The sequence below is a fragment of the Kitasatospora sp. NPDC023118 genome (assembly GCF_055560875.1).
The window spans coordinates 1-22,710 of record NZ_JBVHHW010000007.1 but is presented as its reverse complement, the minus strand read 5'-3'; the positions used below and the strand labels follow the sequence as shown (position 1 = coordinate 22,710).

At 73.0% G+C, this 22,710-nt stretch carries 16 protein-coding genes and 1 tRNA gene; 11 read left to right on the top strand and 6 right to left on the bottom strand.

Annotation, left to right across the window (positions count from 1 at the left end; translation table 11 throughout):
- Positions 1-65 precede the first annotated feature (65 nt).
- The 4 genes from ACZ3UD_RS10920 to ACZ3UD_RS10905 all read left to right on the top strand — a co-directional run bounded on the left by ACZ3UD_RS10920 (position 66) and on the right by ACZ3UD_RS10905 (position 6,286).
- Positions 66-2,123 (top strand): HelD family protein, encoded by a 2,058-nt coding sequence (locus tag ACZ3UD_RS10920; protein WP_465585123.1) that lies wholly within the window; start codon positions 66-68, stop codon positions 2,121-2,123.
- Between the two features lie 177 nt (positions 2,124-2,300).
- Positions 2,301-4,994: a class IV lanthionine synthetase LanL gene (gene lanL, locus ACZ3UD_RS10915; RefSeq protein WP_465585122.1), complete on the top strand. Its 2,694-nt coding sequence runs from the start codon at positions 2,301-2,303 to the stop codon at positions 4,992-4,994.
- A 2-nt stretch (positions 4,995-4,996) separates the two neighbouring features.
- Positions 4,997-5,122 carry a hypothetical protein gene (locus ACZ3UD_RS10910; protein WP_465585120.1) on the top strand — a complete coding sequence of 42 codons (126 nt, stop codon included), beginning with the start codon at positions 4,997-4,999 and terminating at the stop codon, positions 5,120-5,122.
- An 84-nt stretch (positions 5,123-5,206) separates the two neighbouring features.
- Complete coding sequence (locus tag ACZ3UD_RS10905; RefSeq protein WP_465585119.1) at positions 5,207-6,286, top strand: lanthionine synthetase LanC family protein; 1,080 nt, start codon at positions 5,207-5,209, stop codon at positions 6,284-6,286.
- 60 nt (positions 6,287-6,346) lie between these two features.
- On the opposite strand, the gene ACZ3UD_RS10900 is transcribed toward ACZ3UD_RS10905, so the two are convergent.
- From ACZ3UD_RS10900 to ACZ3UD_RS10890, 3 genes are all read right to left on the bottom strand, one after another.
- Positions 6,347-7,741, bottom strand: a complete 1,395-nt coding sequence (locus tag ACZ3UD_RS10900; protein ID WP_465585117.1) for an MFS transporter — start codon at positions 7,739-7,741, stop codon at positions 6,347-6,349.
- 7 nt (positions 7,742-7,748) lie between these two features.
- Positions 7,749-8,552, bottom strand: coding sequence for a glycerophosphodiester phosphodiesterase (locus tag ACZ3UD_RS10895; RefSeq protein WP_465585115.1), 804 nt, complete (start codon positions 8,550-8,552; stop codon positions 7,749-7,751).
- Between the two features lie 176 nt (positions 8,553-8,728).
- Positions 8,729-9,880: an alkaline phosphatase family protein gene (locus tag ACZ3UD_RS10890; RefSeq protein ID WP_465585114.1), complete on the bottom strand. Its 1,152-nt coding sequence runs from the start codon at positions 9,878-9,880 to the stop codon at positions 8,729-8,731.
- A 183-nt stretch (positions 9,881-10,063) separates the two neighbouring features.
- On the opposite strand from ACZ3UD_RS10890, the gene ACZ3UD_RS10885 reads away from it, so the two are divergent.
- Positions 10,064-10,137: transfer RNA gene (locus ACZ3UD_RS10885), tRNA-Met, on the top strand.
- A gap of 195 nt (positions 10,138-10,332) precedes the next feature.
- Positions 10,333-11,754 carry a phytoene desaturase family protein gene (locus ACZ3UD_RS10880; RefSeq protein ID WP_465585112.1) on the top strand — a complete coding sequence of 474 codons (1,422 nt, stop codon included), beginning with the start codon at positions 10,333-10,335 and terminating at the stop codon, positions 11,752-11,754.
- Between the two features lie 131 nt (positions 11,755-11,885).
- On the opposite strand, the gene ACZ3UD_RS10875 is transcribed toward ACZ3UD_RS10880, so the two are convergent.
- Positions 11,886-12,896, bottom strand: a complete 1,011-nt coding sequence (locus ACZ3UD_RS10875) for an alpha/beta hydrolase (protein WP_465585111.1) — start codon at positions 12,894-12,896, stop codon at positions 11,886-11,888.
- A 277-nt stretch (positions 12,897-13,173) separates the two neighbouring features.
- Between ACZ3UD_RS10875 and ACZ3UD_RS10870 the strand changes: the two genes are divergently transcribed.
- The 5 genes from ACZ3UD_RS10870 to ACZ3UD_RS10850 all read left to right on the top strand — a co-directional run bounded on the left by ACZ3UD_RS10870 (position 13,174) and on the right by ACZ3UD_RS10850 (position 19,957).
- Positions 13,174-15,006 carry a glycoside hydrolase family 15 protein gene (locus tag ACZ3UD_RS10870; RefSeq protein WP_465585110.1) on the top strand — a complete coding sequence of 611 codons (1,833 nt, stop codon included), beginning with the start codon at positions 13,174-13,176 and terminating at the stop codon, positions 15,004-15,006.
- A 165-nt stretch (positions 15,007-15,171) separates the two neighbouring features.
- On the top strand, positions 15,172-16,848 hold the full coding sequence (locus ACZ3UD_RS10865) for an NAD(P)/FAD-dependent oxidoreductase (protein WP_465585108.1): 1,677 nt from the start codon (positions 15,172-15,174) through the stop codon (positions 16,846-16,848).
- Positions 16,845-18,305 (top strand): ATP-binding protein, encoded by a 1,461-nt coding sequence (locus ACZ3UD_RS10860; protein ID WP_465585106.1) that lies wholly within the window; start codon positions 16,845-16,847, stop codon positions 18,303-18,305. The genes ACZ3UD_RS10865 and ACZ3UD_RS10860 overlap by 4 nt, the downstream gene beginning before the upstream one ends.
- Positions 18,302-18,652 (top strand): UBP-type zinc finger domain-containing protein, encoded by a 351-nt coding sequence (locus tag ACZ3UD_RS10855; protein ID WP_465585104.1) that lies wholly within the window; start codon positions 18,302-18,304, stop codon positions 18,650-18,652. The genes ACZ3UD_RS10860 and ACZ3UD_RS10855 overlap by 4 nt, the downstream gene beginning before the upstream one ends.
- An 87-nt stretch (positions 18,653-18,739) precedes the next feature.
- Positions 18,740-19,957, top strand: coding sequence for a PP2C family protein-serine/threonine phosphatase (locus ACZ3UD_RS10850; RefSeq protein ID WP_465585103.1), 1,218 nt, complete (start codon positions 18,740-18,742; stop codon positions 19,955-19,957).
- Positions 19,958-20,061: 104 nt separating this feature from the next.
- Here the strand turns inward: ACZ3UD_RS10850 and ACZ3UD_RS10845 are convergent, their stop codons facing one another.
- Both ACZ3UD_RS10845 and ACZ3UD_RS10840 read right to left on the bottom strand, forming a co-directional pair.
- Positions 20,062-21,906 carry an ABC transporter ATP-binding protein gene (locus ACZ3UD_RS10845; RefSeq protein ID WP_465585102.1) on the bottom strand — a complete coding sequence of 615 codons (1,845 nt, stop codon included), beginning with the start codon at positions 21,904-21,906 and terminating at the stop codon, positions 20,062-20,064.
- A 177-nt stretch (positions 21,907-22,083) separates the two neighbouring features.
- Positions 22,084-22,296 (bottom strand): hypothetical protein, encoded by a 213-nt coding sequence (locus tag ACZ3UD_RS10840; RefSeq protein WP_465585100.1) that lies wholly within the window; start codon positions 22,294-22,296, stop codon positions 22,084-22,086.
- Positions 22,297-22,710 lie beyond the last annotated feature (414 nt).

Genomic DNA, 22,710 nt, shown 5'->3' with positions numbered 1-22,710 from the left:
AGATTAACTGGGTTAAGTTATGATGGCTCCTCCGAACAGCAGCCGAGCCGACCACGGGGGAAGCGATGACGTCCGAGATCTTGGGCCTCGATGGCGAGTTGGCACGTGAGCGGGACCATGTCGAGGCCTGCCGGACGGCGATGGCCCGGCAGGTGGCGGACGCCGGCCACCAGGTCGTCGCGGGTGAGGACGTATCGGGCGACGGCGCGAGCGCGGAGGCGCTGGGCCGCTACCTGCGGACCCGCGCCAAGCGGATGCGGGAGCTGCCGGACAGCCCGTCCTTCTTCGGCCGGCTCGACTTCGACGACGCGCCCGGGGCCGGGGACCACCGCGGGCAGCGCTACTACGTGGGCCGCCGGCGCATCTCCGAGGACCCGACCGTCCCGCCGCTGGTGGTCGACTGGCGGGCCCCGGTCTCCCGGGTGTTCTACCGGGCGAGCGCCCACGAGCCGCTCGGGCTCGCCCGCCGCCGCCGGTTCGGCTGGGCGCCGGGGAGCCCGGGCCTGCCGGAGGACCTGACCGGACTGGAGGACGAGCACCTCGACCGCGCCGAGCCGGGCAGGCCCAGCGGCATCCTCGCCGCCGAGATCGAGCGCCCCCGCACCGGGCCGATGCGCGACATCGTCGCGACCATCCAGCCCGAGCAGGACGAACTGGTCCGCGGCGAGCTGAGCGAGTCGGTCTGCGTCCAGGGCGCGCCCGGCAGCGGCAAGACCGCCGTCGGCCTGCACCGCGCCGCGTACCTGCTCTACAGCTTCCCGCAGCGGATCCAGCGCGGTGGCCTGCTGGTCATCGGTCCCAACCGGACCTTCCTGCGCTACATCGCCGAGGTGCTCCCGGCGCTCGGGGAACTGGACGTCGCCCAGCACACCGTGGAGGACCTGGTCGCCGCCGGCTGCACCGTCTCCGCGACGGACGACGAGCGGGCCGCCGCCGTCAAGCAGGACGCGCGGATGGCGGAGGTGCTGCGCCGGGCACTGTACGGCCGGATCCGGGCCACCGGATCCGAGCCGCTGGTCGTCCCGGACGGCTCCTACCGCTGGCGGGTGTCCGCGGACCGGCTCGACCGGATGGTCACCGAGATCCGGGAACAGGCGCCGCCGTACGCCGTCGGCCGGGAGAAGGTCCGCACCCGAGTGGTGGCGATGATCCAGGACCAGGCCGAGCGGCGGTCCGGCGTTCAGCACTCCGCCTGGCAGCGGAAAGTCGGCCGCTGCAAGCCGGTCGCGGCCTTCCTGGAGGCCGCCTGGCCGGCGCTGCGCCCGGAGGCCGTGGTGGCCGCCCTGCTCGGTGACCCCGCCGTACTGGCCGAGGCGGCCCGCGGCCTGCTCGCGCCCGAGGAGCAGGCGGCGATCCGGTGGCGGAAGCCGCCGCGCTCCGAGCGGAGCGCCAAGTGGTCCGAGCACGACCTCGTCCTCCTCGACGAGGTGGCCGGGCTGATCGAGCGCCCGGCGAGCTACGGCCACGTCGTGGTGGACGAGGCCCAGGACCTCTCCCCGATGCAGTGCCGGGCGATCGCCCGCCGCAGCACCTTCGGCTCCCTCACCGTCCTCGGCGACCTCGCCCAGGCCACCACCCCCTGGTCGGCCCGCAGTTGGGCGGAGCAGCTGGCCCATCTGGGCAAGCCACAGGCCGCCCTGGTGCCGCTGACCACCGGCTTCCGGGTCCCGGCCGCCGTGATGGCGCTGGCCAACCGGCTGCTCCGCGCGCTGGACGTGGACGTGCCACCGGCGGTGTCGCTGCGCCAGGACGGCGAAGTGACGATCCGGGAGGCGGGCGACCTGGACGGGGCGGTGGTCGCCGCGGTGCGCGCCGCGCTGGAGCGGGAGGGCTCCATCGCGGTGATCGCAGCCGACGGCTCGGTGGCGGGGGTCACCGCCGCACTGGATGCCGCCGCGGTCCCGAGCGCCTCGGTCGAGGAGGTCGGCAACACCGCCCGGGTGACGGTGCTGCCGGCCACGCTGGCCAAGGGACTCGAGTACGACCATGTGATCGTCCTGGAGCCTGCCGCCATCGCCGAGGCGGAGCCGCGCGGACTGCACCGGCTCTACGTGGTGCTGACCCGGACGGTGTCCCGGCTGGACGTCCTGCACTCCCGGCCGCTGCCGGTTCAGCTGAGCTGACGGTCAGTCGGTTCATCGGCGGTGGGTGAGTTCCGAGTGGGTCGCCGCGGTCGCCCGAAGGGCCCGGCGGCCACGGCGGCACCAGGCGGCCCGACCGGGGAAGATCAAATCTGATCAACTGTCAAATGCTGTGCGACGGCACTGTTTTGCTGAGATGAATCCTGCTAGTTTCGCTGTGTGTCATCGCCCTACCGGTCGATCCTCGCGGAGCTGTTGACGCGCTCCGACCCCGCTGCCGACTGGCGCGTCTACCACGCCGAACCGTGGTGGATGGTGACCCCGCCGGGCCACCGCCCGCGCCGCCAGGGCTGGAAGCTCCACGTCTCGGCGACCCCGGCCTCGGCGCCGCAGGTGCTGGAGGGCGCGGGGCGGGTGCTGATCGCCCACGGCTGCGCCTTCAAGTTCGCGGCCACCCCGCGCGTCACGGCCGAGCTGACCGCCGCCCGGGCGCCCCGGGCGCAGTCCGGCAAGTTCCTCACCGCCTACCCCGACGACGACGACCAACTCCGGCTCATCGCGAAGGAGTTGCACGAGGCGACGGCCGGGCTGCCCGGCCCCGCCATCCTGTCCGACCGCCGCTACCGCCCGGACAGCGTGGTGCACTACCGCTACGGGTGCTTCGCCCGGCCCCGGGTACTCAACGACGAGGGCTTCTACGAGGGCCGCCTCACCGCGCCCGACGGAAGCACCGGCAAGGACGAGCGCAACCCCTGGTTCTCGCCGCCGCCCTGGGCCGAGGACCCGTTCCGGGCCCCGGCCGCGCCCCGCCGCCGTCGCGGCGGCCCGGTCCTGCTCGCCGACCGGTACCTGGTCAAGGAGGCGATCCGGCACTCCAACCGGGGCGGCGTCTACCGCGCCGAGGACACCCGCACCGGCGAGACCGTCCTGCTCAAGGAGGCCCGGCCGCACGTCGCCGCCGACCCGTCCGGCCGGGACGCCAGGGACCGGCTGCGCTACGAGGCGGAGATCCTGGACGGCCTCGCGCCCCGGGGCATCACCCCCCGGGCGCGGGAGCTGTTCGAGTCCGGCGGCCACCTCTTCCTGGCCGAGGAACTGATCGCCGGCCGGAACCTGCAGCAGTGGACCGCCGAACACCTGGAGCGCGGCGACGGGCGGATCCCCGCACCGGCGGCCCACCGGCTCGCCCGCGAACTCGTCCGGCTGATCGGGGAGGTGCACGCCGCAGGGCTGGTGCTGCGCGACTTCAAGCCCGGCAACGTCGTGATGACCCCGGAGGAGCGGCCCGTCCTGGTCGACCTGGAGCTCGCCGTCCGACCCGGCACCACCGCCCACCCCGCCGGCACCCGGGGCTTCACCGACCCCGAGTACCTCGACGCCGCCGACGGCCCGGCCGCGCGCCCCGCACCCGGCCCGGAGGCGGACTGCTTCAGCCTCGGCGCCACCCTGCTGCACGTCACCACCGGCATCAGCCCCGTACTCGCCGCCGACAGTGCCCCGGCCCGCCCGCCCGGCGAACGCCTCGCCGCCCTGGTCGCCGCCGCCGACGACCAGCCCGCGCTGCGCGCCCTCGCCCCGCTGGTCGTCGGGCTCACCTCGGCCACCCCGCACCGCTGGACACTGTCCCGGGCGGCCGAGTACCTCGGCCGGGAGCCCGCGCCGTACCAGCCCGGACACCCGCCGACCCGGCCGATCCGGTCGGCCCCGCCGACCGCCGAGCGCCTGATCGAGGACGGACTCGCCCACCTCGCCGCCACCATGGACCGCTCCGCCGAGTACCTCTGGCCCGCCCCGCGCTCCCTGCCGTACGGCGACCCCTGTAACGTCCAGCTCGGCGCCGCCGGCGTGCTCGCCGTCCTCGCCCGCGCCGTCCGCTGCGGGTACGAAGCCGCCCGGCCCGCGCTGCGCGAGGCCGCCGACTGGCTGGACGAACGGCTCACCGAGCCCAGCCGGATCCTGCCCGGCCTCTACTTCGGCCGCTCCGGCACCGCCTGGGCCCTCCACGACGCGGCCACCACCCTGGACGACCACCGCCTCGCCGACCGGGCCCTCGGCTACGCCCTGCGTATCCCGCTCCAGTCCCGGAGCACCGACGTCTGCCACGGCCTGGCCGGCGCCGGCCTCGCCCAGCTCCACCTGTGGCACCGCACCGGCGACCAGCGCTTCGCCGACCGGACGGCCCGGTGCGCGGACGGGCTGCTGCACCTGCTCAAGGCCGGCCCCGGCGTGCACTGGCCGCCCGGCCCGGACGTCCGCGCCGAACTCGCCGGCTCCACCCACTACGGCTTCGCCCACGGCGTCGCGGGCAACGCGGCCTTCCTGCTCGCCGCCGGCCGCGACCTCGGACGGCCCGAGCTGACCGACATCGCCCTCGGCGGAGGCGAGGCGCTGTGCGCGCTCACCGACCGGCGCGGCGGCGCCGCGTACTGGCCCAAGGGCCCCGGCCGCACCGAGCGCCCGGGCCTGAACTACTGGTGCCACGGCTCCTCCGGCATCGGCACCTTCCTGCTGCGGCTGTGGCGGGAGACCGGCGACGAACGCCACCTCGCCCACGCGGAGGGCGCCGCGCTCGCCGTCCACCGCGACCGCCACCGCCTCGGGCCCGGCACCTGCCACGGCCTGGCGGGCAACGCCGAGCTGCTCCTCGACCTGCACGACGCCACCGGCGAGGACCGGTACCTGACCCGGGCCGACGACCTCGTCCACGCCATCGCCCTGCGCGCCGCGCGCCGCGAGGGCCGCTACCTCGTCCCCGACGACACCCTGCGCGAGGTCACCGCCGCCTACCACGTGGGCCTCGGCGGCGTGCTCGACCTCCTGCTCCGCCGCCGCCACGGCGGCCCCCGATCGTGGCTGGTCGACCGGCCGGCCACGGGCCCGCACCACCACCCGATTCCCGGAAAGGGGGAATGACCATGGAGAGCGCCGTCCTGGAGCTGCAGGAGCTGCCCGAGACCGAGGAGCAGCCGCTGGAGCCGATGATGTGCTGCGACACCGGCCACCACAGCTTCGAGCCGACCGACCTCTGTCTCAACGACTGACGGTCGACCCCGTGGTGCTGTGAGCCGCTACCCGCGCTTCACAGCACCCACCAACCCGGCACCCCCTCGCCCCTGACGGGACCGATGCCCGAGGACACCCGCTGGACCGCCCTGCTCGACGGCCCCACCGCGCGGGCGGCCCGCCGACTGATCGACGCCATCGCCGGCCGTCCGCGCCCGCTGCCCCACGCGATCCGGCCCGACCTCGGCGCCGGCGGCGCGGGCCTCGCCCTGGCCTACCACCAACTCGACCGCTGCCGCCCCGGCGAGGGCTGGCACACCATGGCCGTCGGCCACCTGGACGCCGCCGTCCGGGGCGCCGAACGGACCGGGCTGTCAGCCCCGGGGCTGCTCGGCGGCCTCGGCGGGCTCGCCTTCGCCGCCGCCCGGCTCGGCCGCCCGGCGGCGTTCGGACCGGACCGGCTCGGCCCCGCGGCCGCCCTCGAACCGGACCGCCGCCGCACCTTCGACCTCAGCTCCGGCCTGACCGGACGCGGCGCCGTCCTCCTGGACCGCCCGCAGGACCCGGCCGCCGCAGCCCAGCTGGAGACCGTCCTGACCGCGCTCGTCCGCCGGGCCGGAGCCGTACCCGGCGACCCGCCCGGACTGGCCCACGGCCCGGCCGGTCCGCTCGCCCTGCTCTCGCTGGCCCGCTCGGCCGGCGTCGAGGTGCCGGGACAGGCGGAGGCGATCCGCTGGACGGCGCAGCGCCTCCTGGCCCACCGCCGGGACGACGACTGGGGCCCGAACTGGCCGATGCCCGCCTCCTGGTGCCACGGCAGCCCGGGCATCGCCCGCGCGCTCCGGCTGGCCGGCACCGCCCTGGACGACGCGCCGCTGCGCGCCCTCGCCCGCGAGACCCTGCTGGCCGCGCTGCGCCGACCGCCCGAGGCACGCCGGATCGACCGGCAGGTGGGTCTGTGCCACGGCCTGGCCGGGCTGCTGCTGATCACCCTCCGCTTCGCCCACGAGACGGCGGACCCGGCCGACCCGGCCTTCCGCCGGGCGGTCCCCGCCCTCGCCGAGCGCCTGCTCGCCCGCTACGCCGAGGCCCCCGCGACCACCCCCGGCCTCCTCGACGGCGCCGCCGGCGTGCTGCTGGCCCTGCTGGCCGCGACGACGCCCGTACCGCCCTCATGGGACCGGGCCCTGCTGCTCTCCTGAGGCGTCAGGAGAGCAGCAGGGCCCGGTCAGGAGAGCAGCGGTTCCGTTACAGCGGTTGCGTCACAGCCGCTCGGGCACCGGGTTGCCCACGGCCTCGATGGCCCGGCGCAGCGGCACCTTCACCAGCACGGCGAAGCCGATCACGAAGAACACCAGCAGCGAGATGATCGCCGAGCGGTAGCTGCCGGTGAGCTGGTACGCGAGGCCGAAGACCAGCGGTCCCATCCAGCTGGTGCCGCGGTCGCTGACCTTGTACAGGCTGAAGTACTCCGCCTCCCGGCCGGCCGGGATCAGGTGGGAGAACAGCGAGCGGGAGAGCGCCTGGCTGCCGCCGAGCACCAGGCCGATCATGCAGGCCAGGGCGTAGAACCAGGCCGGCTGGTGGGCGGGCATGAAGTAGCCGAGCGCCAGGGTGAGCACCCAGCCGACCAGCGAGCCGAGGATGGTCCGCTTGGCGCCGTAGCGCTGGGCGATCCGGCCGAGCAGCAGTGCGCCGCCGATCGCCACGACCTGGACCATCAGCACGGCGGTGACCAGTGCGGTCTGGGTCATGCCGAGCTCCTCGCTGCCGAACAGCGAGGCCTGCGAGACGACGGTCTGGATGCCGTCGTTGTAGCAGAGGAAGGCGGCGAGGTAGAGCAGCGTCAGCGGGTGCTTGCGCATGCCCTTCAAGGTCCGGCCGAGTTCGCGCAGGCTGCCCGCGGTGGGTTGGCCGGCCGCGGCGGCGGCGCGGCTGGGCGCGACGCCGGCCCGGGAGGGCAGCCGCAGCAGCGGCACGACGGTGAACAGCGCCCACCACAGTCCGGCCGAGGCCAGGCAGATCCGCACGGCGGTGCCGGAGGACAGTCCCAGCGAGTCGCAGTTCTGGAACAGCGCCAGGTTGGCGATCAGCAGCAGGCCGCCGCCCGCGTAGCCGTAGGCCCAGCCCTTGGAGGAGACCTTGTCGCGCTCGTCGGGGGAGGCCAGGCCCGGCAGGTAGGCGTAGGAGAGGGCGACCGACACCGCGTACGCGATGTTGGCAACCACCAGCAGCGCGCCGCCGAGCAGGTACTTGTCGCCGTCGAGGAAGAACATCCCCGTCGTGGCGAGCGCGCCGACGTACGCGAAGCCGCACATCAGCTCCTTGTGCCGCCCGGTGCGGTCGGCGACCGTGCCGGTCAGCAGCATCACCGCGACCGAGATCAGCACGGAGAAGGAGACGGTGTAGGGGAAGAACGATCCGGCGCGGATCGACAGGCCGAGCGGGTGCACGTCGCCGGACGCGTCGGCGGCGTTCTTGGCCACCCCGGTCAGGTACGGCCCGAGGAACACCGTCAGGACGGTGGCCGAGAAGGCGGCGTTGGCCCAGTCGTTGATGTACCAGCCGAACTGCATCCGGCGCAGGGCGCGGCCGTCGTCGGTGGTGCGCGGCGGGTCGTCCGCCACGTGGTCCTTCAGGTGGTCCGTGGTGCTCATACGGCTCCTATCTCCCCGTGCTGGAGCCGGTGCTGCCGTCAGTCCAGCAGCCGCGCTCGCTGAGGACGTCCCGAAGGACGTCGATGCGATCGGCCATGATGCCATCCACACCGAGGTCCAGGAGAGACCTGATCCGTGTGGGATCGTCCACAGTCCACACGTGAACCTGCAGGCCGAGCCGGTGCGCGGCCCGGACGAAGGCCCGGTCGACCACCCGCACGCCCCGGTGCCGCTCCGGCACCTGCGCGCACATCCCGGCGTACGGCGCCCCGCGCCCCGGCCCGCCCAGCCCGGCCAGCTCGCCCAGCGAGCGCAGCCGCAGCCGCGCCACCTCGCGGGGCCCGAGCGAGGTGGCCAGCCGGGTCCCGGCGGCGGTCCGGACGGCGGCCAGGCGGCTGTCGGAGAAGCCGCCGACGCAGACCCGGTCCCAGGCGTTCGTCCGGCGGATCGCCTCGACCAGCGGACCGACGGCGGGCGCCGCCTTGACGTCGATGTTGAACCGGGCCGCCGGGAACGCCCCGAGCAGGTCCTCCAGCAGTGGCACCGGCTCCGTCCCGCCGATCCGGGCCCGTCTGACGCTCTCCCAGGGCAGCTCGGCCACCGCCCCGCTGCGGTCGGTGACCCGGTCGAGCCGGGAGTCGTGGAAGGCCACCAGCATCCCGTCGGCGGTCGCGTGCACATCCGTTTCGAGGTAGCGGTATCCGAGCGCCACGGCGGCCTCGAACGCGGCGAACGAGTTCTCGGGATGCCCGAGCTCACCACCCCGGTGCGCGAAGGCGAGCGGCCCCGGATGGTCGAGGAAGGGGTGCATGTGGTGCTCCGAGCTGCGGGGAACAGGAGGCAGCGCTGCCCGTTCCGCGGCCGTCCCGGATCGCGCGCGTTACAGTATTACGCACCCTGTCAAGCAGTAACGATCACTGCCCCGCCCTCCCCCCGGGGGAGAGGGGGAGGGCGGGGCAGTGGCGCGGGGCGCCCGGGGGTAGTGGCTCAGGGGTTGGTGATGAGCACGTCGTTCGGCCGGCCCAGCGAGCTGCCGTCGCGCAGGATCACCTCGTCGGTGAGCATGGGGACGGTGACCGGCGAGGGCGGGAGCGGCGCCGGCTGGGGCACGGGGCTCGGCGCCGGCGGCAGGGTGATCTGGCTGCCGAACGCGGGCGGCTTGGGCATGGTGTTGCCGGTGCCCGAGAGATCGACCAGGTCCGCGAGACCGCCGTCGTCGTCCACCCGCCGCACGCCCAGCGGCGGCAGGCCGAGCAGCTGGAGGGCGGTCTTGGGCAGGCTGACGTGGGAGCACCAGCGCGAGTCGATGCCGGGGCGGACCCGGCCGCCGAACATCAGCAGCGGCACCCGGGGTCCGAAGGCGAGCTGGACGCCGTCGGAGGTGTACTCCACCTTGGGGGTGTCGACGTGGTCGTCGAAGCCTCCCCAGTCGTCCCAGGTCAGCATGAACACCGTCTCGTCCCAGGAGCCGGCCTGCACCACCGCGTCGACGGCCTGCCAGACCGCGTCCATGCCGAGCGACACGTCCGCCTTGGGGTGCTCGTCGTACGGGCCGTCGTGCCACACCATCGACAGGGCCGGCAGCGAGCCGCCCGCCGCGTCGTCGAGGAACTGCTGCGAGGGCTTGGCCGAACGCACGATGTTCGCCGACCCCTTGAGCTGCTGGTAGAACTCCACCGGGTACCCGGTGGCGCCGGTGTAGGCCTTCCAGCTCAGGTTGTTGTCCTGGACGTGCCCGGGCAGCGAGGGCAGGTCCCACACCGGCTGGCTGTTGTGCGGAGGGTTGCGCAGCGTGGGGGACTGGCCGCCGGTGATGAGCAGGTGGTTGGGCGTCGAGTTGGTGCCGAAGCCCGAGCAGTGGTTCTCCAGGAACGCGCCGGAGGCCGCGAGCCAGGCGTAGAACGGCAGATCGGTGGCGGTGTCGAACTGCACGTGGGCGGCGGTGCCCTGCTGGGTGAGCCAGCGGTAGTAGGCGTGCCGGTCGTGCGGCGGGTCGGCCACCGGGGGGTTGGGCGAAACGGGCCAGCCGGTGGCGATGTTGGCGCCGTAGGGCGCCATCGAGAGGAAGTAGTTGTCGGTGGTGTGGTTCTCCTGAACCATGATCACCACATGTTTGATCAGGCCTGCCGGGGACGACATGGGTACCTCTCCAGACAACGGACCTATGTGGACGACCTATTGACGCATGCTCAGCCGCCGCCGACCCGGCGCACCGGGCCGTCACTCACCGCAACGGCCCAAGACGCCCCCGCAGTGCGCGGGCTGCCGTCCGGAAGCCCGATTTTGCGATCACCTGGTTCTCGCATATGGTGGTCACACCGACGCGGGGTGGAGCAGCTCGGTAGCTCGCTGGGCTCATAACCCAGAGGTCGCAGGTTCAAATCCTGTCCCCGCTACTACAGAGGCCGGGGTCGACGCTTGATCGCGTCGGCCCCGGCCTCGTTTCGCTCCGTGTGGCCCGCCGTGAACCGCGGGTCGTATGTCGTATGAGGCACCGTCAATCCGCCACCGGCATCTAGGCTGACCCCCGTGTGCCGGGTGGGCCGACCCGTTCGCCCCCCGATGGCCCCGGCGAGAGGTGGGCTGACGGCATGACGACGGCCGTGGTGGTCGGCAGCGGCCCCAACGGGCTCGCCGCCGCGATCCGCCTCGCCCAGGAGGGCGTCAGGGTACGGGTGCTGGAGGCGCGGGAGACGATCGGCGGCGGCACCCGGTCCGGTGAGCGGACGTTGCCCGGGCTGATCCACGACGACTGCTCCGCCTTCCACCCCACCGGCGTCGCCTCGCCGTTCCTGCGGTCGCTGGGCCTGGAGGAGTACGGGCTGCGGTGGCTCTGGTCCCAGGCGGAGCTGGCCCACCCCCTGGACTCGGGCGCCGCCGGGGTGTTGTGGCGCGACCTGGACCGGACGGCCGAGCTCATGCCGCCGGCGGACGGCAGGACGTGGCGGCGCGTGTTCGGTCGGCTGTCGGGCCGCTTCGACCGGCTCGCGGACGACGTCCTTCGTCCCGTCCCGCACGTGCCCGGTTCGCCGCTCGCCTTCGCCGAGTTCGGGGCCCAGGCCCTGCTGCCCGCCTCGTGGACGTCCAGGAGGTGGAGCGGCGAGCAGGCCCGGGCCCTGTTCGGCGGGGCGGCGGCCCACGCCTTCAGCTCGCTCCGCACGCCGTTCAGCAGCGCCATCGGCCTGATGCTGATCGCCGTCGGCCACGCCCACGGGTGGCCGGTGGCGCAGGGCGGCTCGCAGGCGATCACCACCGCGATGGCGCGGTTGCTGGAGCGGCTCGGCGGCACCGTCGAGACCGGGGTGGAGGTCCGCGAGCTCGACCAGCTCGACCGGCCCGACCTCGTCCTGCTGGACACCGGCCCGCAGGCCGCCGCCCGGATCCTGGGCAGCCGCCTGCCGTACCGGACCGCCCGCGCCTACCGGCGGTACCGGTACGGCCCCGCGGCCTTCAAGGTGGACCTGGCGGTCGAGGGCGGCATCCCGTGGGCCAACGAACACTGCCGGTCCGCGGGCACCGTCCATCTCGGCGGGACGTTCGAGGAGGTCGCCGCCGCCGAGGAGGCGACCTTCCGCGGCAGGATGCCCCGCAGGCCCTTCGTGCTCGTCGGTCAGCAGTACCTGGCCGACCCGTCCCGCTCGGTCGGGGACCTCCACCCGGTCTACGCCTACGCCCATGTCCCGCACGGCTACCGGGGCGACGCGACCGAGCCGGTCCTCGACCAGATCGAGCGCTTCGCCCCCGGGTTCCGTACGCGTGTCCGCGCCCGGTCCGTCCGTACGGTGGCGCGGATGGGGTCGGACAACGCCAATCACGTCGGCGGCGACATCGTCGGGGGAGCCAACACGGTGCGCCAGCTCGTCCTGCGACCCCGCCTCGCCGTGGACCCGTACGCGACCGGGGTGCCCGGCGTGTACCTGTGCTCCGCCGCCACCCCACCGGGCGCGGGGGTGCACGGGATGGCCGGTTTCCACGCGGCGGAGTCGGCCTTGAGGTGGCTGGCGAAGCGGTGACGGCGACCGCCCCGCCGAGTTCTCCGCGGCACTCACGGAGGAACCGTCCCGCCTGATCTCCACCGATCACCCGCTCGGCGTGTCGTCGTTCGCGACCGTGCCTCGATTCATGCGAACCGGAACGCGCGTGTTCACCGGTGCAGGATGCGTCGTAGCCAGCGGGTGCGGGCGGCGTGGGCGTCCCGGCTGACGGGCGCGTGCGGGGCGAGGGTGTCGAAACCGTGGCAGGCGCCGGGCCACACGTGCAGTTCGGCCTCGCCACCGGCCTGCCAGATCGCGTTGGCATAGGCGACCGCCTCGTCCCGGAAGGTCTCGGCCGACCCGGCTTCGACGTAGGCGGCGGGCAGCCGGGAGAGATCGGTGGCGCGGGCCGGGGCGGCGTAGGGGGAGAGGTCGGCGGCACCGTACCGGTCGCCGAGCAGGGCCCGCCAGGCGGTGGCGTTGGAGGCGCGGTCCCAGGTGTCGTGGCCGGCCATCTGACGGCTGGAGAAGGTGTCGCCGCGGTCGTCGAGCATCGGGCTCAGCAGCAGTTGGCCGAGCGGCGCCGGGCCGCCGCGGTCGCGGGCCAGCAGGGCCAGGGCCGCGGCGAGCCCGCCGCCCGCACTTTTGCCGCCGACGATCACGCGCCGCGCGTCGACGCCCAGCACGGCCGCGTGCTCGACCGCCCAGTCGAGTGCGGCGTAGCAGTCCTCGACCGCCCCGGGGAAGCGGGTGCGCGGCGCCAGCCGGTACTCGACGGACACGACCGCCAGCCCCAGCGGCAGCGCCCACCCGCGCAGCAGCCGCGGCAGGACGGACCACGCGTTGCCCGTCACCATCCCGCCGCCGTGAAGGTAGTACAGCAACGGCAGCGCCCCGCGGACCCCGGCGGGCCGCGCGCTGACCAGTGTGACGTCGCCCTCGCCCTCGCCGTCGGCCTCGCCGTCGGCCCGAGGAACGCGCAGCTCCGCCACCTCGAACCGGCCGCCGTCGCGTAGCCGTTCGAGCGTCGGGCGGGGTCGGTTGGCGCGATCCCGCTCCTGCCACGCCGCCAGACCCTCCGGGGTGAGCACCTCCCGCGCCCCCGCGCCGGCGGCCGCCACCGCCGCCCCCACCTGCGGGTCCAGCGGAGGCACCTGCCACGCCGCCGATCCACCCGTCATCCCGAACCCCCCATGCCCGATGAACGCCCTGGCCCCGCCCGGCCATAGCCTGCCAGTCTCGCCGACTCCTGCCCACCAGGCGAAGGCCACAGACGCGATCGCCGGTAACTGAAGTTGGGCTCACCTCGGGGTGATGCGCGACGCAACGGCCCGCCGGGGCACGGGCGGTCGCGATGCCCCTGGCGGGCCGCGCCGGTATCCGGGGGCGATCTACCATGAAATGCAAGGTTCTCTTGATCCCCGCACCTGCCCACAGTGAAACGGTAGGGAGGCCGGTATGGAGTTCGGGAACGGATCCGGGCGAGTGGACGGCTCGCGCTATCTGCCGATTTCCGAGCACGGCCTGATCGGTGACCTCCGCACCGCCGCGCTCGTCGGCACCAACGGCACCATCGACTGGTACTGCAGCCCGCGCTTCGACGCACCGAGCGTGTTCGCGTCCATCCTCGACGCCGACCGGGGCGGGTCGTTCGAGCTGGCCGCCGACGTGCCCGCGCGTACGCGCCAGTTCTACTTCCCCGACACCAACGTGCTGATCACGAGGTTCTACGCCGCCGACGGGGTGGCGGAGATCCAGGACTTCATGCCGGTCGTCGACGAGTCGCGCGAGGCCTCCCGGCACCGGCTGATCCGGCGGGTGGTATGCGTTCGGGGAACCCTTCCGTTCGGAGCGCGGATAGCTCCCCGCTTCGGCTACGGCGCCGAAGCACACACCGCACGCGTGCAGGCCCACGAGGCCGTCTTCGAGTCCCCGTCGATCTCACTGGCGCTGACCTCCACCGCGCCGCTCGAGTGCGACGGCACGGACGTGTGGTCGCACTTCAAGCTCCTCGAAGGCGAGTCCGTGGTGTTCGCCCTCGACCGGATCGGCGATGACGTCCGCCCGCGGGCCTGTCCGCACGCCGAGGCGCAGGAGCAGTTCGAGGCGACGGTCCGGTTCTGGCGTCACTGGCTGGGCCGCTCCCGCTACCGCGGCCGGTGGCGGGAGATGGTGCACCGCTCGGCGCTGGTGCTGAAGCTGCTCACCTACGTGCCGACCGGTGCGATCGTGGCCGCGCCGACGACCAGCCTGCCCGAGCGGGTCGGTGGTGAGCGCAACTGGGACTACCGGTACGTCTGGGTCCGCGACGCCGCCTTCTGCGTCTACGCCATGCTGCGGCTGGGCTTCACCTCGGAGGCCGAGGCGTTCATGGGCTTCCTGTCCGAGCGGGGGCTCATGCGGAGCGGGGGCCCGACCGGACCACTGCAGATCATGTACGGCATCGACGGGCGCAGCGAGCTGCCCGAGTCCGAGCTGCGCCACCTTGAGGGGCACCTGGGGTCCGCTCCGGTGCGGGTGGGAAACGCTGCCACCAAGCAGCTCCAACTGGACATCTACGGCGCGCTGATCGACTCCATCTACCTGTACGACAAGTGGGGGCAGCCCATCAGCAGCGGCCACTGGGACGAGGTCGGCGCCGTGGTGGACTGGCTCTGCGACCACTGGGACCAGCCCGACGAGGGCATCTGGGAGACCCGAGGCGGTCGGAGGAACTTCGTCTACTCGCGGCTGATGTGCTGGGTGGCGATCGAACGTGCCATCCGGATGGCCAACCGGCGCGGCCTGCCGGCCGATCTTCCGCGCTGGCGGCAGAGCCGGGACGCGATCTACCGGCAGATCATGCGACAGGGCTGGTCGGCCGAGCGCGGGGCCTTCGTCCAAGGGCTGGGCGACGACGTACTCGACGCCTCCGTGCTGATGATGCCGATGGCCAAGTTCATCTCGCCCACCGACCCCAAGTGGCTCGCGACCCTGGACGCGCTCACCGCGGATCTGGTCTCCGACTCGCTGGTCTACCGCTACGATCCGGAGGCCAGCCCGGACGGCCTGCACGGTTCCGAGGGCACGTTCTCGATCTGCTCCTTCTGGTACGTCGAGGCGCTCACCCGCGCCGGACGCCTGGAGGAGGCCCGGCTGGCCTTCGAGAAGATGCTCACCTACGGCAACCACCTCGGTCTCTACGCCGAGGAGATCGGCCGGACCGGAGAACAACTCGGCAACTTCCCGCAGGCGTTCACCCACCTCTCGCTGATCAGCGCCGCCTTCAACCTCGACCGCGCCCTCGGCTGAGTCCCACGGCCGACGGCTGAGTCCCACGGCCGACCTGGCCGTACGTCGCGGACCACGTCATCCCGGGCCGCCCGTGATCCCGCCACGGCGGGCCGTCGCGCGCGCCCACGAGCAGACTGGAAGGGCCGTCCCCTCCGACCCTGCGACGATCCCGGGTGGTGAACCATGGCAGAGGCCACCGACGCGGCGCGGACCGTGATCTTGACCGTGGACGACGATCCCGCCGTATCGCGTGCTGTGGCCCGGGACCTCCGCCGCCGCTACGGGGACCGGTACCGGGTGGTCCGCGCCGAGTCCGGCGCGTCGGCGCTGGAGGCGCTGCGCGAGCTGAAGCTGCGGGGCACGCCGGTCGCGGTGATCCTGGCCGACTACCGGATGCCGCAGATGAACGGCATCGAGTTCCTGGAGGAGGCGCTCGATCTGTACCCCGGGGCCCGACGGGTGCTGCTCACCGCCTACGCCGACACCAACGCCGCCATCGACGCCATCAACGTCGTCGACCTCGACCACTACCTGCTCAAGCCGTGGGAACCACCGGAGGAGAAGCTCTACCCGGTGGTGGACGACCTCCTGGAGTCGTGGCTGGTCACCGGCGGTCGCGCCGTGGACACCACCAAGGTCGTCGGCCACCGCTGGTCGGCCCGGTCCTCGCAGATCCGGGAGTTCCTCGCCCGCAACCAGGTGCCGTACCGGTGGTACTCCAGCGAGGAACCGGAGGGCAGGCGGCTGCTGGCCGCCGCGGGGCAGACGGGGCTGCGGCTGCCGCTGGTGGTGACCCCGGGCGGCACCGCGCTCGTCGAGCCCACGGAACGGGACCTGGCCGCCCACGTCGGGCTGTCGACGACGCCCGCGGCCGACTTCTACGACCTGGTCATCGTCGGCGGCGGCCCCGCCGGCCTCGGCGCGGCCGTCTACGGAGCCTCGGAGGGGCTACGCACCGTCCTCGTGGAACGCGAGGCGACCGGCGGCCAGGCCGGCCAGAGCTCCCGCATCGAGAACTACCTGGGGTTCCCCGACGGGGTCTCCGGCGCGCAGCTCACCGAGCGGGCCCGCCGCCAGGCCACCAAGTTCGGGGCGGAGCTGCTCACGGCGTGCAAGGTCACCGGCCTGGAGGTGAACGGGGCCGCCCGCACGCTGCGCTTCGCCGACGGCTCCGCCGTCTCCGCCCAGGCCGTGATCCTCGCGACGGGCGTGTCGTACCGGCAGCTGGACGTGCCGGGGACGGCCGAGCTGACCGGACGCGGGGTCTACTACGGCTCGGCGCTGACCGAGGCGGCCGCCTGCCAGGGGCAGGAGGTGTACATCGTCGGTGGGGCGAACTCCGCCGGCCAGGCCGCGATGTTCCTCGCCCGGACCGCCCGGCGGGTCACGCTGCTGGTGCGGGCGCCGCAGCTGGCCGCCTCCATGTCGTACTACCTGCTCCAGCGGGTCCAGGAGGCCCCCGCCATCACGGTGCGCACGGACACGGTCGTGGAGGCCGCGCACGGCAAGGACCACCTGGAAGGGCTGACCCTGCGCAACCGGGCGACCGGGCGGACCGAGACCGTCGACGCCCAGTGGATGTACGTCTTCATCGGCGCCGCCCCGCTGACCGACTGGCTGGAGGGCACCGTGCTCAGGGACTCGCACGGCTTCGTGCTGACCGGGCCCGACCTGAGCGCGGACGGGGGCCCGCCCGCCGGATGGGTGCTTGACCGGCCGCCCTACCACCTGGAGACCAGCGTGCCGGGGGTGTTCGCGGCCGGAGACGTGCGCGCGGAGTCCGCCAAGCGAGTCGCCTCGGCGGTCGGCGAGGGCGCCATGGCCGTCATGCTCGCACATCGCTATCTGGAGCAGTCATGATCACCGGCCCGGCCAAGTGCGAGGAGCAGGAGCTGCGGACGCTGTTCCTGTTCGAGAGGCTGGCCCCCGGCCAGCTCGCCCGACTGTGCCGGGACGGCCGTGTGGAGTGGTTCGACCCGGGACCGGTGTACCGGGAGGGCGATCCGGCCGAGAGCTTCTACGTGCTCTTCCAGGGAACGGTGGTGCTCTCGCGCCGCGTGGGCGGCCAGGAGGTGGACGTCAGCCGCACGTCCGTGCCCGGGGTGTACGCCGGGGCCTTCCAGGCCTACCTCGGCGACCAGGTGCCGCAGGTGTACAACAACTCGCTGCGGGTGACCGAACGGTCGAGGTTCTTCGTCCTGCCCGCGGAGGCCTTCGCGCAGATGATGCACGAATGGTTTCCGATGGCCGTCCATCTGCTGGAGGGCCTGTTCTTCGGGTTCAAGAACACCCAGGAGGCGATCGGCCAGCGGGAACGGCTGCTGGCCCTCGGCTCCGTGACCGCCGGACTCACGCACGAGCTCAACAACCCCGCTGCCGCCGCCATGCGCGCCACCTCCGCGCTGCGGGAGCGCATCGCCCGGGCACGCCGCGAGTTCGGCGAGCTCGCCGCCGAGCCGCACCGAGGCGAATACCTGGCCCATCTGAGCGAGCTTCAGGACATGACCGTCCGCCGGACGGGGCAGGCCCCGCCCCTCAGCCCGCTGCAGGCCGCGGACCTCGAGGACGAGGTCGACGACTGGCTGGAGGAGCACGACATCGCCGACGGCCGGCAGCTGGCCCCGGTCCTCGTCCAGGCGAGCCTGGGCACCGACTGGTTGGACGACATCGCGGGCGCGGTCCCCGAGCACCTGTTGGGCGGCGCACTGAACTGGCTGGGCTGCACGGTCGAGGCCGAACTGCTGCTGGGCGAGATCGAGGACGCCACCCACCGCATCTCCGCGCTCGTCGGCGCGGCGAAACAGTACACGCAGCTCGACCGGGCCCCGTACCAGAACGCGGACGTGCACGAACTTCTGGACAGCACGCTGCTGCTGCTCGCCGCGAAACTCGGCCCGGACATCACCGTCGTGCGCGACTACGACCGCACGTTGCCCGGCGTCCCCGGCTACCCCGCTGAGCTGAACCAGGTCTGGACGAACCTGATCGACAACGCCGCCTGGGCCATGCGCGGTGACGGAGGCGGGGGCGGCACGCTGACGGTGCGCACCGCACGGGACGGGGACCGGGTGCTGGTCGAGTTCCGCGATACCGGCCCCGGCGTGCCCGCCGACGTCCAGAGCCGGGTCTTCGACCCGTTCTTCACCACCAAACCCGTCGGCGAAGGCACCGGACTGGGCCTGGACATCGCCTGGCGCATCGTCGTCAACCGGCACGGCGGCGACCTACGACTCGAGTCCGCCCCCGGCGACACCCGCTTCCAGGTCCGACTCCCGATCAACCCCGCACAGCCCGACACCCCGCAGGAGTCCCCATGAGCACCGAGAACCCGATCGACCCCACCGTGCCGCCGAGCGGCCTCGGGTGCGTCGAATGCGACGCCGCGGGCGGCTGGTGGTTCCACCTGCGGCGCTGTGCCCGCTGCGGCCACATCGGCTGCTGCGACGACTCTCCGTCCAAGCACGCCACGGCGCACGCCGAGGCGACCGGCCACCCGGTGATCCGCAGCTTCGAACCGGGCGAGAGCTGGTTCTGGAACTACGACACCTCGGAGCTCTACGAATCGGGGCCCGAGCTGGCCGCGCCCGTCAGCCACCCACTGGACCAACCCGTCCCCGGGCCGGCCGGCCGGGTGCCGGCCGACTGGGCCGAGCGCATCGGCTAGCGGCCGGGCGCCGCCGCGGCCGCACCCGGCGCGGTCGGGCCTGACGTGAGAGAGGCCGGGATCGGTGTGAGACTGGGCACGGAAGGGGTGATCCCCGTGTCGGACCCGCCGCACGTGTCCGCCGGTTCCGACACTGCCGTCGACGAGAACCGGCTGGAAGAGCTGATCGTCGAGTCGCAGACGGCCCTGCCGGTCGAGCTGCCCGCCCTGGCGAACCGGTGCGCTGAGGCCCTCTGCCTGGACGCCGCGCTGATCTACCTCGTCGACCTGCAACAACGGCTGCTCATCCCGCTTGACGAGGCCATGGACCCGCTGCCGGTGGACGACTCGTCGGCCGGCTGGGCCTACCGCACGGTCTCCCCGCAGGTGGCCGACGCCGACGACGGCGTGATCGTCTGGATACCTCTGGTCGACGGTTCGGAGCGGCTGGGCGTACTGGCGGTGCGGACCGCCTCGCTCGACGGAGTGCTGATGCGCCGCAGCCGGATGCTGGCCCATCTGTTTGCCATGCTGATCACCTCCAAGCGCGCCTACAGCGACTGGCTGGCCGCCCGCACCCGCACCACGACCATGCGGTTGCCCGCCGAGATGCTGCGGGCCTTCCTGCCCTCCCACACCGTCGGCACCGCCAGGTGCGTCTCGACCGCGGTCCTGGAACCCGCGTACGACGTCGCCGGTGACGCCTACGACCACTCGGTGGTCAAGAACGTGCTGCACACCATGATCCTCGACTCCATGGGTCACGATCTGGCCTCCGGCCTGACCACGTCAGTCGCCATGGCGGCGGCGCGCAACGCCCGCCGTGGCGGTGGAGACCTGGTCGACGTCGTCGGCTCCGTCGACCAGGCACTCGCGCACTGGCTGCCCGACCACTTCTCCACCGGCGTGCTGTGCCGGCTCGACGCGACCACCGGGGTGCTGCGCTGGGTCAACTGCGGTCACCCGCCGCCGCTGCTGATCCGGGCCGAGCGGGTGCTCGACGGGGTGCTGGACAGCCCCCCGCAGCCGCCGATCGGCCTGGTCGGCCAACTCGCCCCGGCAGCCCGGCAGGTCCACGAGACGGCCCTGGAACCGGGCGACCGCGTCCTGCTCTACACCGACGGCGTCGTGGAGGCACGCGACACGGACGGTGCGGAGTTCGGCCTCGACCGGTTCACGGACTTCATCATTCGCTCCTCCGCCGCCGGCCAGCGCCCGGCCGAGGTGCTGCGGCTGCTCATCCACGCCGTCCTCGACCACCAGCGCAACCGCCTGCGGGACGACGTGACCATCCTGCTCTTCGAATGGCACCCGCACGACCGGTGACGCGGTGTTGCGTCGTGTGCCTCGTTTCTGACGGACGGTAAGGCGCCCCCCCGGGGGGCCGAGCGCCGTGCGTGGCGCGGCCGTCGATGCGGCGGGCCGACGGTTCAGGGGACGGTCCTCACCGACTCGTCCCGTGGGTGGTGGAGCCGGTGGAGGCCGGCGTAGGCGGGGCTGCCGGCGAGGAGTTCCTCGTGGGTGCCGTGGGCGGCGACCCTGCCCTGTTCGAGCAGGACGATCTGGTCCGCGTCGCGGACCGTGAGCAGGTTGTGGGAGATGATGATCGTCGTGCGGCCGGCCATCAGCGCCCGCAGCGGGCCCATGATCCGCCGGGCCGACTCGGCGTCCAGGGCAGTGGTGGGTTCGTCCAGGACGAGGACGGGCGCGTCCCGGACCATCGCACGGGCGATGGCCAGACGCTGGCGTTGGCCGCCGGAGAGAAGTCGTCCGCGCTGGCCGACCACGGTGTCGTAGCCGTCGGGCAGCAGGCTGACGAACCCGTGGGCGTCCGCCGCCCTGGCGGCCGCCAGGATCTCGGCCTCGGTCGCCTCCGGGCGCCCGTACGCGATGTTGTCCCGGACGGTGCCGTGGAAGACCAGGGTCTCCTGCAGGACCACGGCGACGTTCTCGCGCAGCTCGGTGAGCGACAGCTCGCGCAGAGCGACACCGTCGAGCCGGACCGTGCCGCCGGTCGGGTCGTAGAAGCGGAGCAGCAGCTTGGCGACGGTGGACTTCCCCGCACCGCTGGCACCGACCAGGGCCAGCGTCTTGCCCGGAGCCGCCGTGAAGGACACCCCGGACAGTGCGGGCGCTGCCGCCTCCGGGTAGCTGAAGGTCACGTCGTCGAACTCGATCCCGCCCTGGGCCCGGCCGATCACCCGCGGGGCCGGCGGGTCGGTGACCTGCGGGCGCTGGTCGAGCAGTTCGATGATCCGCTCGGCGGCGGCGGAGGCGCCGTAGAAGGTGTTGCCGAGCCCGGACATGCCCCGGATCGGGCTGTAGAGTCGGCTCAGCAGTGCGAGGAAGACCATCAGGCCGCCGAGGGTGAGCCGGCCGCGGACCAGTTCCCAAGTCCCGAGGCCCATCACCGCCAGGCCGCCGAGCAGCTCGATGAACTCGACCGTCGGTGCGTAGAGCGCTCCGATCCGGGTCGAGGCCATCGCGGCGTGGTACCGGCCGATGCTCTCGCGCTGGAACCTGGCGTGCTCCCAGTCCTGGCGGTTGTACGCCTGGACGAGCGCGATGTTGCCGAGCGCCTCCTCGGTGACCGCGCTGATCGAACCGCCGCGCCGGCGGCGTTCGCGCGAGGCCGCCCGGATCAGCTTGGCGAAGCGGCGGGCGGTGAGGACGAACAGCGGTGCGGCGACCAGCGCGGTCAGCGTCAGGTCCCAGCGCAGTGCCAGCAGCAGGCCGACGTAGATGCCCAGCCGCGCCACCTGGCCGATCGCGCTGACGATCCCGGAGAGCAGGAAGGTCTCGACCGCGTCGACGTCGCCGGTCACCCGGGACAGCACGTCGCCGAGCTGCCGCCGCTCGAAGAAGCCCAGTGACAGGCCCTGGATGTGTCGGAACACGTCCGATCGCAGGATGATCAGGAAGCGCTCGCTGACCCAGGTGGAAGTCACCCGGCCGGCGAAGCCCAGCACTCCGGAGAGCAGGGCCAGCCCGGCGTAGGCGAGGGCGATCGGCAGGAACAGGCTCAGCCTGTGCGGGATGAGCATGTCGTCGATCACGATCTTGAACAGCCAGATCTCCGCCGCCTCGATCGCCGGGCCCACCGAGACCAGGACGAGCAGCACCGCCAGCCAGCGGCGGCCGCCCTTGGTGTAGGGCCAGAAGCGCCGGAAGACCTCCCGGAGCGGGACCGGCGGTGCGGCGGCGACCAGGGCGTCGGAACCCTCGACGACGAGCAGCCCTCGCAGAGCCTCGCGGAGAGTCCGTTTTCGCGTCATCTCACGGTCTTCCCGCTTGCTGCCCGGCACCGGTCACCTCGCTGAACCCTGCCACCGAGCCTGGAACCCGCTGGGTGGCGCGAACCGGACGGACAGGGCGGGCGAACGGCAGGCCGGGCACGAAACATGCCCGGCCTGCTGTCGCAACGAATTGGAAGCGTTGAGCTACTGCGGACGTCAGTGGCCGTAGCCGCCGCCGTAGCCGCCGCCGTAGCCACCGCCGCGGCCGTCGCCGCCCCAGTCTCCGCGGTCTCCTTCGCCGAAGTCACGGTAACCGAAGTCGCCGCGGTCTCCTTCGTCGAAGCCACGGTAACCGTAGCCGCCGCCGCGGTCGTCACCATGGCCGCTACGGAACCTGCCGAGGTCACAGAGGTTTGCGAGGAATCCCATGATCAAACCTTCCTACGATTCCCCCTCAGACCATCGTCAATCCGGGCCCATGGCATCGGCAAGCAGAATCCGGGAAAAAGATGAAGAGTTAAAATTTCGTCAGAGTACCACGGTCGGCCGAGCATGTTAGTGACATCGTCGGCAAAATAAAGCCAAATCCTGGTTGATCTCAAGTCAACAGCGTGCGCGGCGAGCCGGTGTGCTGCGGCCGTGGAGCGGGCGTGCCACCCCGTGGGGTACGGCGCTGTCGTGGCTGGGTTGCCTGCGTCGCGTCAAGTCCGCCCCGGCCGGTGCCAGGGTGGGTGGCCGGAACCGCGAGAGGGCCCGTGCCACGCGGATCGCGCGGGCACGGGCCCTGTCGGGGTCATCCTGGTGGTCCCTGTCCGGTCCCCAGGGTGAGGGGGAGGGTGGTCA

Bases quoted from the DNA above. Each gene is read 5' to 3' on its own strand.
- ACZ3UD_RS10845 (WP_465585102.1), bottom strand. From the start codon at position 21,906: ATGACGCGAAAACGGACTCTCCGCGAGGCTCTGCGAGGGCTGCTCGTC.
- ACZ3UD_RS10870 (WP_465585110.1), top strand. From the start codon at position 13,174: ATGGAGTTCGGGAACGGATCCGGGCGAGTGGACGGCTCGCGCTATCTG.
- ACZ3UD_RS10875 (WP_465585111.1), bottom strand. From the start codon at position 12,896: ATGACGGGTGGATCGGCGGCGTGGCAGGTGCCTCCGCTGGACCCGCAG.
- ACZ3UD_RS10865 (WP_465585108.1), top strand. From the start codon at position 15,172: ATGGCAGAGGCCACCGACGCGGCGCGGACCGTGATCTTGACCGTGGAC.
- ACZ3UD_RS10855 (WP_465585104.1), top strand. From the start codon at position 18,302: ATGAGCACCGAGAACCCGATCGACCCCACCGTGCCGCCGAGCGGCCTC.
- ACZ3UD_RS10905 (WP_465585119.1), top strand. From the start codon at position 5,207: ATGCCCGAGGACACCCGCTGGACCGCCCTGCTCGACGGCCCCACCGCG.
- ACZ3UD_RS10920 (WP_465585123.1), top strand. From the start codon at position 66: ATGACGTCCGAGATCTTGGGCCTCGATGGCGAGTTGGCACGTGAGCGG.
- ACZ3UD_RS10895 (WP_465585115.1), bottom strand. From the start codon at position 8,552: ATGCACCCCTTCCTCGACCATCCGGGGCCGCTCGCCTTCGCGCACCGG.
- ACZ3UD_RS10890 (WP_465585114.1), bottom strand. From the start codon at position 9,880: ATGTCGTCCCCGGCAGGCCTGATCAAACATGTGGTGATCATGGTTCAG.
- ACZ3UD_RS10880 (WP_465585112.1), top strand. From the start codon at position 10,333: ATGACGACGGCCGTGGTGGTCGGCAGCGGCCCCAACGGGCTCGCCGCC.
- ACZ3UD_RS10910 (WP_465585120.1), top strand. From the start codon at position 4,997: ATGGAGAGCGCCGTCCTGGAGCTGCAGGAGCTGCCCGAGACCGAGGAG.
- ACZ3UD_RS10900 (WP_465585117.1), bottom strand. From the start codon at position 7,741: ATGAGCACCACGGACCACCTGAAGGACCACGTGGCGGACGACCCGCCG.
- ACZ3UD_RS10860 (WP_465585106.1), top strand. From the start codon at position 16,845: ATGATCACCGGCCCGGCCAAGTGCGAGGAGCAGGAGCTGCGGACGCTG.
- ACZ3UD_RS10840 (WP_465585100.1), bottom strand. From the start codon at position 22,296: ATGGGATTCCTCGCAAACCTCTGTGACCTCGGCAGGTTCCGTAGCGGC.